This is a genomic window from Zavarzinella formosa DSM 19928 (assembly GCF_000255705.1).
Taxonomy (GTDB): Bacteria; Planctomycetota; Planctomycetia; order Gemmatales; family Gemmataceae; genus Zavarzinella; species Zavarzinella formosa.
The window spans coordinates 362948-363512 of sequence record NZ_JH636440.1 but is presented as its reverse complement, the minus strand read 5'-3'; the positions used below and the strand labels follow the sequence as shown (position 1 = coordinate 363512).

Annotated in this window: 1 pseudogene; it reads right to left on the bottom strand. The window is 61.6% G+C overall.

The features are described 5' to 3' along the window. A pseudogene (locus BGIM_RS65790) lies at window positions 1-487 on the bottom strand (IS982 family transposase); the annotation flags it as partial. Window positions 488-565 lie beyond the last annotated feature (78 nt).

Here is a 565-nt window from a genome sequence, read left to right as displayed (position 1 = left end):
CCCCGTCGGCCGTCGCCAGCACATGCAGTTTGTACCCGAAAAACCAGCGGCGTTTCGTGCTGTTGAAGCCGATCGACGCCCCGGCCGGCTCCCATGCGACCCGGCTGGCCTTGCCCCGGTTGTGGAACTGCACAACCGTCACCGGCATACTGTCGATCAGGCACAATTGCTGGCCTGACCAGTCGAGGGCCGCGACGACCGCCTGATGGATCATGGCCAGCACGCCCCCCAATGCCCGTCGCCGTCGGTTAAACCGGCTCTGGCCCGGCTGACGCGGAAACAGATGCTTGTAATCCCTCAGGGCGGCGAGCAGTTCCGTTTCGCGATGCCATCCCCGGCATTCGCCGATGACGGCCATGGCGATCAGTTCGGAGTCGGAACATTCCGGCTCGGGGCCGGTTCGTCGCAGCAAGGGAGCCAGCGGCCGGACAAAGTCGTCGACGAGGCAATAGACCCAAGTGCAGAAATCGGTGAAATCGGCTATCATGGCGAATGTCCTTTTCGTTGGGAATCAGGGATGCGACCGCTAATCTCATCCTAGAAAACCAGCGCTAAGGACTTCTTT